Source organism: Bradyrhizobium sp. SRL28, assembly GCF_018596315.1.
In the GTDB taxonomy this organism is placed as follows: Bacteria; Pseudomonadota; Alphaproteobacteria; order Rhizobiales; family Xanthobacteraceae; genus Bradyrhizobium.
Window position 1 is genome coordinate 1 of sequence record NZ_JAHEAG010000110.1, and the last position, 6,318, is coordinate 6,318.

Genomic DNA, 6,318 nt, shown 5'->3' on the forward strand with positions numbered 1-6,318 from the left:
GGCGGCATACCCGAAGTCACTCACGCAAGTCCGCGTCACCCCTAAAAGCGAACATACCGCAATTAGGCTTCATCGAATTTCAGGGTCCTTTTGGAGGGCGGGCCTAGCCGCGGCGACCGCGCCGTTTGAGGATATTCGCAGTCGCGCAATCTCTGCTAATTTTATGCCGATCGGTGCACAAAGGCGTGCAAATGAGCGCCTCGGCGGTCGGCCGCCTCACTGCGGAAAATCCTTCCAGAGCTTGATCACGATCATGACCGTCGAACCGACTGCTACCACCACCGGGCTGATAAACGGCAACTCTTCCAGCAGGCCGACAAGCGCCGCCCGAACTCGGAGACTTCTCTTCAAATGCGCGAAGCGCCAGCCTGCCACACCCATCGGACATCTCCATTTGGCCCCCAGCAGCAGCGGTCTGATTTTCAATGAGAAGCGAGCCCCGGCTATTGCCAATTCGGGTGTTCCCTAGATCAAGGTGAAGGAACCCTTGCAAGGTCGTTGGTCATAGGGACGCGTGTTTCCAAGGCAGGCTTAGAAGGAAATGAGCGAGCAGATTGTGCCCGTCGTGGCAGCCACGCGGCTTTGATTGGCATCGTGCACACCGTGTCTTTGATGCGAATGCGTAGCGGCCCGCCGGCGCGCAAATTCGTCCATGGTGGCCGTCGCCTTTACCAGGAATATCACATCATGTGGAACTGGATGATGCTGGGGCTAGAAAGCAATCGCGTGATCGGACTGCGGATCGCGAAGTTGTTGCGCGGCGGAAAAGCGGCCCAACGTGAAGCCCAGCGCATGGTGAGTGAAAAAATGCTTGCGGCGGCGAAGGCCGGTACAAGCCTGATGGCTGGCGCATCCGGAGACAAGATTGTTGAGCAATATCGAAAAAACGTGGCGGCAAACGCCAAACGGCTCAGCCGGAAGCGAACACGGCGCAAACGAAAATCACTCTGATTTTTTAGCTGCTGGGCTCACTTGCCGCGCTGCTTGAGCGCACCACAGTCTGTACACTTCCTCAATGAAGGGTCGGGCTCGGTCCGCTCTGGTACTAGCTTCGCACCTTCGCGGCGGAAGTGGTCGAGAGCGCGACCCATCGCCTTGCCCTTGAGCGTGTGCTGATCGACCGCCCAGTCGGGAATTGTCGGGGCCAAGTGCTCCAGCGATGACCGCAGGCCGACGGCGGCTGCGAAATGACAGCCGGCGCGGGACTTCGGCGCGCGCGACATCATGCGGATCGCTTGCCGACCATCAATCGGGCTTCGCCGATGGACTCGCGTAGCGGTCCCGCGATGCCGCCAGCGATGCGGTGACGAAGGGGAACACGTGGGGCACGCCAGCGTGTCAAGGTCTTCATGGCAGATGACCTCCAATCGGTTACAGACCATCGTGTGGAAGCCTTTGGACGTGTGCATGAGTTCGACCGCGAATTCCATCGCTCCGCGCTCCATCCCGCGCCGGATCGCCTTCTGCATCGCTGAGACGCAGGTCATCGCGTTGAGGCCGTTCTTAGTCTCGGGGATCATCGGCCACTCCGTCCTGCGTCACCGGGCCGACAATGGTGGTTTCGTCCGCGACCTTTGCCGTGGCGATCGCTCGCGTATCACCTCGTTCAAGTGAAGTCATCGTCTTGGGAGTGCAGCCAGTTCTGTCGACTGCTTCCCCAACATGTCGACCCGCCTTTTTGTATATTCTACAATCACGTCGACAAATTGGAATGGCGACCTGATCGTCGCAAGCTTCTGGCTGAAATCAAAAGCAAATCGCATGTTGGCTTGCGTCAATTCCAGAAGCTTCACTTGATAAGCCACCATGTTTCCCGTCGCTGAGGCAAAATCAAGCCGTCGCATCTGACCGGGGCCGTCTTGCACCGGATTCGCAGCGTTGGGAGCTTCTTGTTTTGGATCGTCATGACGCTCGAGTGGCGACTCAATCGGCCCTGCGGCAACAGAGCACAATAGATTGTCTTTCGCGCTTTTAACAACAGCCTGCTTCTTCCCATGGGTCCGCGTGGCTATGGCGGGGCTGCGGGCGCGCTTTGACGCCTTGGCTGGTTTACGCTTACTCATCTCAGGCTCCAAGAGGTCGTAGATCATTGGAAGACAACAGGCCTTGCGATCTAGCGTTCCAAACGCGGGATTATGGGAGACGCACCGCGCTGGGGGCCACCGGGTTCGGCCAATGAATGTTATCGGTCACAGCCACTCCAGCGTCGGTGCAGCGGACAAGTTCGACGCGCTCACGTTCCTGGAGCCGAGCAGTCTTACGCGCTGTGAGGCCGCAAGGGTTCAGATCGGAATTGGCTGGATGTTCCTTCGAGGAGCGTGAACGATTCGGATCGTTGAACGTTTCTACCCGTCGTTAAAACCGCGCCAACGCGGGGCGGTCGGTGCCTGCGTTAAAGGATTCTCGACATGTGCTTGCGTCAACGGCTCGCTGCTATCGTTCTCCTTAGCATTGTGCCCTTAACGCAGGCGGCAAGCTTGGAATGGCGAAGGTACACAATTCCCGCGACCGGCCTGAGCGTAGATGTTCCAATATCGCTTTTCGAGGAGGACAAGGGCGCTACAGAGGAAACACTTGGCCGCCATCTTTTTACGAAGGATTACCGGGCCAACCTCACGATCCAGTCGTTTCCTAATCCCGATAACGTTTCCCCTGCCGCTTTTCTGGAAAAGATGCGGCCGCCAGCCGATATACAATACAGACGAGTGACACCTAAGTTTTTCGCCGTGTCCAGTGTGCTAGACGGCCACACTTGGTACAATCGATGTAACCGCGCGAAAGGCTTCATGAATTGCGTCCTGATCAATTATCCAGCCGCGGAGGAACGCCAATGGGATGCTATTGTCACGCGGATTAGCTTATCCCTAGCCAAATAGAGCGCCCAGGTACCGAAACAGGCCGGCGGGCTGCTCCTCGAAACTGATCGCAGCCGTGTAGCTCCCGAGCTGTGCAAACGGCGACGGATATTCGCGCCTGACCTCAGCGAGGCGTTCCGAATTCTGCCACTCCTCCAGCGTCAGCGGTCGGGTTGTCGCTGTCGTCGACCGGCGCAGGAACAGGGCCAAGTTAACGTGGCGTGCACAATGAAAATAGCAGTGGGCGCCTTGGACATCTAGGCGAGGCCCGATGTACCGCTTTGGGTCCTTTTCAGACTTGGGCGCTGTTGCGAGGTCCGCTTTACCCCGATGAGCCGACATCGCGGGCTTGACCACGTAGGTCCGAAAAGTGCCAAAAGGCGACATCTGCTCATTACCGGCTTAGGTCAGCTTTACACTCAGTAACGGACATAAGAACGAAGGTTGTCAGCTGCGCCCCGTTCCCTTGGTCAGCCCCTTAAATGAACTGGCGCGCAGCAAGCCTTCCGACGTGATGTCCCGGTATTCAACATCGGCATAGAACATCGGCTCGACCCATGTGGCCTTTGGCTTCCTGATGTTTCGAGTTAGCTTTGATTTCGGGCTAACCACTGTGTCGAGTTGCTTCCTGATCTGGCTGGAAACAGTGCGCGACCAACCGGTCCCAACCTTGCCCATGTACACAAGGTCCTTGCCTTCCTGCTTGCCGAGATAGAGCGCCGCAACACCGCTAGGGTCTTTGACAAAGCCGACGACCGGAAACTTGCCCTTCTGCACGGCTTTGATTTTCAACCACGCTTCAGTTGTTCCTCTAGGGGATTGTCTTGCGATCCCGGTCACGTTGAAGCTGATTCCGGCGTCACGACGACAATGGCCGCGCACGGTAACGACCCTTTACGGCGGTAAGTGTGCGGATGAGCGCAATCGAAATACATCGAGTCGCCCTGGCCCAGCGCAAAGTCCTCTCCCTCCAGGTTCACCACAAGCTCGCCATCCAAAACGTAGATGATCTCCGCGCCCGGATGCTCGTGAGGCTCCGACTGCTCGTCTTCCTTCCCAAACTCAACGTAATAGCCGTTGAGCTTGCGGTCGCTGACCGGATAGTCGAGCGACTCGAAGCAGTAAGCGGGCGAAGTCCGTCCCGCCTTCTCCGGAAGACGAATGCGGTCCGCCTTGCGCACGACCGCATGTACCGGCCGGTCGCTGTCCTCTCTGAAAAAGTGATCGAGCCCGACGCCGAACACCAAAGCGATCCGCAACAAGGTCGGTAGCGTCGGAAACAGATGCCCCCGTTCAATTTTCGACAGCATCGCCGGCGAGAGACCGGTGTGCTCGCTTAGCTGAACCAGCCCCAGCTTTTTGCGCAGCCGCAGCCGGCGGATCTTTGGGCCGATGGCATAGTCCTTAAGGGCCGTGATCAGGGTCTCCGACAGCATGGTTCCGGCCTCATTTCATCCCAGTTCAAAGATGGGGCGCATTTTTATCAGCACGAAAACTACTTTTCATATCACGTCAATATGCTCTTGATGAAAATCAGTTCTACCACCATTCAACAAGGTGCGAGGCAGAACACGTTTCTCCCCTCCCTCGAAACCGGAACGCGGGCCGCCAAGCCGGCCCCGCAAGTCACAGGAGCTAAAAGATGAGCAGAGTAGGTATTGTTTCGAAGGCCGCGGTCGTTATGGCCGTGGTAGCTTTGGCGATCGGCAGCACTTTCGCGCGCGCCAGCAATCAGGACATTGTCGACACGGCGGTCGGTGCCGGCCAGTTCAAGACGCTGGCGGCAGCGCTCAAGGCGGCCGATCTGGTTGCTATTCTGAAAGGTCCCGGACCGTTCACGGTGTTCGCACCGACGGACGAGGCATTTGCCAAATTGCCGGCCGGTACGGTGGAGAACCTGCTGAAGCCCGAGAACAAAGCGAAGCTGACGGCCATCCTCACTTACCACGTGGTGCCGGGCGCGGTGAGAGCCGAGCAGGTAACTAAGCTGGACCAGGCCAAAACCGTCAACGGCGCAATGGTGAAGGTCACGACCAAAGGCGGCAAGGTGACGATCAACGACGCCACCGTCGTAAAGGCTGATACCGCGGCCTCGAACGGCATCATCCACGTCATCGACAAGGTCATCCTGCCGCCCCAGAGCTGATCGGCCATATATCCCCACAAGCGATCGACCGCCGGTCCGCTTTGCTTCAAAGCGGACCGGCACCTTCTCGACAAGGCACCCCATAGGAGATGCGAATCGCTGCTCCTCATCCGAGACAAGAGAAACATTCTTTTGCCGAACAACAGCGACGAAGACCCATTCGAATGAAAATGCGCGCGGCCGAACTCGGTAATTTACTTTTGTTTGTTGCGCTCGTTCTGGGTGGCGGCCTTATCATCGGTTTCGCGACCGCCCCCGGTGCATGGTATGCGGCGCTAAGCAAGCCGCCTTTCAGTCCGCCTAACTGGATCTTTGCCCCGGTTTGGAGCACGCTTTATATCATCATCGCGATCGCTGGGTGGCGTGTTTGGAGAGAGGGCCGCATCAACTCACCGATGAACCTATGGTGGGGACAACTGGCACTGAATTTCGTTTGGTCGCCCATCTTCTTCTCAGGCCATCGCATCGATATCGCCCTTGGCGTAATCGTGCTGCTCCTGATGACGATTATTAGCTTCATGATGATAACCTGGCGATGGGATAGAATCGCATCTCTACTGTTCGCGCCCTACGCGGTGTGGGTGGCATTCGCTTCGGTTCTGAACGGCGCAATCTGGCTATTGAACTAACAGGAGGCCGGATGCGCCGCCGCAAGTCATCGTCAGTGACAAGATGCAGAGAGGCTACCGCTATGTATTGTCTGCGCCGCCCGGGCGCGATTTCGACCCGCAATTCCGGCCCGATTTGACGCCCAAGCAGATGCTGGAACTCGGCGTGTTCTGCGGCAAATACCTCACCGATTGTCGTGACGAGTTTCCCGCGAGTTGGTTCGCGCGGGCGAAGCTCTCGCCTTCTGGCCGCGACTGCCTTTGCAACTATTTCGGCGTGGACGCCAGCCAACGCTTGTCGGAATGGCGGAGAAAGGGCTGGATACATCCGAACGATCCGCGCGGCTGGTTCCAGTGGTATTGTCGATACTACCTAGGCCGGCGCTTGCCTGAGGAGGACACGCGACAGATCGGGCGTTGGAAGGCCATGAGGCGACACGTCTCACAAATCAGGAAGCATTGCGAACCGTGCGACCCGACTTGCCGGCCGTACCAGCGCCAGGCGTTGTTACATTGGGCCTACGACAGCCGGAGAATTTAGACGTCGCGTCTTCACTGCCGCCCCGCACAGCGCGGCACCTCAACCTATGACGCGGTGATTGTCGGGAGTTGTTGCTCGACGTCAGTTAAGGGCATTCGCGTCGGTTTGGTCGGACCACGGCGACTTCCGGTCTACCCCGGTGAACGGACATTCTCAGAATAGGAGGGG

10 protein-coding genes are annotated in these 6,318 nt (G+C 57.9%); 5 read left to right on the plus strand and 5 right to left on the minus strand.

Annotated features, from left to right (window positions below; translation table 11 throughout):
• Nucleotides 1–216: 216 nt before the first annotated feature.
• The gene (locus tag KIP88_RS45100) at nucleotides 217–381 is read right to left on the minus strand and encodes a hypothetical protein (protein ID WP_214494521.1); all 165 of its coding nucleotides are present in this window, start codon (nucleotides 379–381) and stop codon (nucleotides 217–219) included.
• Nucleotides 382–687: 306 nt separating this feature from the next.
• Here KIP88_RS45100 and KIP88_RS45105 point away from each other — a divergent pair, with 306 nt between their 5' ends.
• Complete coding sequence (locus tag KIP88_RS45105) at nucleotides 688–951, plus strand: hypothetical protein (RefSeq protein WP_214494529.1); 264 nt, start codon at nucleotides 688–690, stop codon at nucleotides 949–951.
• A 17-nt stretch (nucleotides 952–968) separates the two neighbouring features.
• Here KIP88_RS45105 and KIP88_RS45110 read toward each other — a convergent pair whose 3' ends face one another.
• On the minus strand, nucleotides 969–1,226 hold the full coding sequence (locus tag KIP88_RS45110) for a hypothetical protein (RefSeq protein ID WP_214494522.1): 258 nt from the start codon (nucleotides 1,224–1,226) through the stop codon (nucleotides 969–971).
• Between the two features lie 181 nt (nucleotides 1,227–1,407).
• Here KIP88_RS45110 and KIP88_RS45115 point away from each other — a divergent pair, with 181 nt between their 5' ends.
• A complete protein-coding gene (locus KIP88_RS45115; RefSeq protein WP_214494523.1) occupies nucleotides 1,408–1,614 on the plus strand; it encodes a hypothetical protein in 207 nt (68 codons plus the stop codon).
• A 2-nt stretch (nucleotides 1,615–1,616) separates the two neighbouring features.
• On the opposite strand, the gene KIP88_RS45120 is transcribed toward KIP88_RS45115, so the two are convergent.
• The 3 genes from KIP88_RS45120 to KIP88_RS45130 all read right to left on the minus strand — a co-directional run bounded on the left by KIP88_RS45120 (nucleotide 1,617) and on the right by KIP88_RS45130 (nucleotide 4,291).
• Nucleotides 1,617–2,063 (minus strand): Phasin protein, encoded by a 447-nt coding sequence (locus KIP88_RS45120; protein WP_214494524.1) that lies wholly within the window; start codon nucleotides 2,061–2,063, stop codon nucleotides 1,617–1,619.
• Between the two features lie 1,239 nt (nucleotides 2,064–3,302).
• Nucleotides 3,303–3,647 carry a hypothetical protein gene (locus KIP88_RS45125; RefSeq protein WP_249791548.1) on the minus strand — a complete coding sequence of 115 codons (345 nt, stop codon included), beginning with the start codon at nucleotides 3,645–3,647 and terminating at the stop codon, nucleotides 3,303–3,305.
• A gap of 44 nt (nucleotides 3,648–3,691) precedes the next feature.
• Entirely contained in the window at nucleotides 3,692–4,291 is a 600-nt protein-coding gene (locus tag KIP88_RS45130; RefSeq protein ID WP_214494525.1) for a helix-turn-helix domain-containing protein, read from the minus strand.
• Between the two features lie 206 nt (nucleotides 4,292–4,497).
• Here KIP88_RS45130 and KIP88_RS45135 point away from each other — a divergent pair, with 206 nt between their 5' ends.
• The 3 genes from KIP88_RS45135 to KIP88_RS45145 all read left to right on the plus strand — a co-directional run bounded on the left by KIP88_RS45135 (nucleotide 4,498) and on the right by KIP88_RS45145 (nucleotide 6,150).
• Nucleotides 4,498–5,001: a fasciclin domain-containing protein gene (locus KIP88_RS45135; RefSeq protein WP_214494526.1), complete on the plus strand. Its 504-nt coding sequence runs from the start codon at nucleotides 4,498–4,500 to the stop codon at nucleotides 4,999–5,001.
• A 164-nt stretch (nucleotides 5,002–5,165) separates the two neighbouring features.
• A complete protein-coding gene (locus KIP88_RS45140) occupies nucleotides 5,166–5,630 on the plus strand; it encodes a TspO/MBR family protein (protein ID WP_214494527.1) in 465 nt (154 codons plus the stop codon).
• A gap of 43 nt (nucleotides 5,631–5,673) precedes the next feature.
• Nucleotides 5,674–6,150 carry a hypothetical protein gene (locus KIP88_RS45145; RefSeq protein WP_214494528.1) on the plus strand — a complete coding sequence of 159 codons (477 nt, stop codon included), beginning with the start codon at nucleotides 5,674–5,676 and terminating at the stop codon, nucleotides 6,148–6,150.
• Nucleotides 6,151–6,318: the final 168 nt, after the last annotated feature.

Excerpts from the sequence above, each read along its gene's own strand:
- KIP88_RS45100 (WP_214494521.1), bottom strand. The coding sequence starts at position 381 with ATGGGTGTGGCAGGCTGGCGCTTCGCGCATTTGAAGAGAAGTCTCCGA.
- KIP88_RS45105 (WP_214494529.1), top strand. The coding sequence starts at position 688 with ATGTGGAACTGGATGATGCTGGGGCTAGAAAGCAATCGCGTGATCGGA.
- KIP88_RS45110 (WP_214494522.1), bottom strand. The coding sequence starts at position 1,226 with ATGATGTCGCGCGCGCCGAAGTCCCGCGCCGGCTGTCATTTCGCAGCC.
- KIP88_RS45115 (WP_214494523.1), top strand. The coding sequence starts at position 1,408 with ATGAGTTCGACCGCGAATTCCATCGCTCCGCGCTCCATCCCGCGCCGG.
- KIP88_RS45120 (WP_214494524.1), bottom strand. The coding sequence starts at position 2,063 with ATGAGTAAGCGTAAACCAGCCAAGGCGTCAAAGCGCGCCCGCAGCCCC.
- KIP88_RS45130 (WP_214494525.1), bottom strand. The coding sequence starts at position 4,291 with ATGCTGTCGGAGACCCTGATCACGGCCCTTAAGGACTATGCCATCGGC.
- KIP88_RS45135 (WP_214494526.1), top strand. The coding sequence starts at position 4,498 with ATGAGCAGAGTAGGTATTGTTTCGAAGGCCGCGGTCGTTATGGCCGTG.
- KIP88_RS45140 (WP_214494527.1), top strand. The coding sequence starts at position 5,166 with ATGAAAATGCGCGCGGCCGAACTCGGTAATTTACTTTTGTTTGTTGCG.
- KIP88_RS45145 (WP_214494528.1), top strand. The coding sequence starts at position 5,674 with ATGCAGAGAGGCTACCGCTATGTATTGTCTGCGCCGCCCGGGCGCGAT.